Here is a 323-nt window from a genome sequence, read left to right as displayed (position 1 = left end):
TCGTATTCCAGCACGAGGCTCGCGCAGTCGTAGTTGATCCGCGCGGTCCTGATGCCGTCCTGCGCCCGCAGCCAGCCGAGGCAGATCTCGCCCAGCTTGCGATTTTGGCCGAGCGCGGGAATGCTCAGACGGATGCGCCCTGGCATGGAGTGGCAGAAGCGGAAGTCCATGGATTACGCTCTCGCCCCTGGCGGATCAGGCCGTCGCGCCTGCCGGCTCCGCCTGCTCGGCGTCACGCATGTTGGCCTGGATCATGTGGTTGAGGGCAAACACTGCCAGCGTGACCCAAACCGGCGTCGCCGCGGTGGCGCCGACCTCGAAGA

The 323-nt window shown here is 66.6% G+C and carries 1 protein-coding gene; it reads right to left on the bottom strand.

The annotated features are described in order from the left end of the window. Positions 1-146, bottom strand: a 146-nt coding sequence (locus OO68_RS49065; RefSeq protein WP_500691380.1) for a hypothetical protein, incomplete at its 3' end; no start/stop codon positions are given. Between the last annotated feature and the right edge of the window lie 177 nt (positions 147-323).

This window comes from Streptomyces iakyrus, from assembly GCF_000717055.1.
GTDB lineage: Bacteria > Actinomycetota > Actinomycetes > Streptomycetales > Streptomycetaceae > Streptomyces > Streptomyces iakyrus.
The sequence above is the reverse complement of the archived record's forward strand: the minus strand, read 5'-3'. Positions and strand labels throughout refer to the sequence as shown.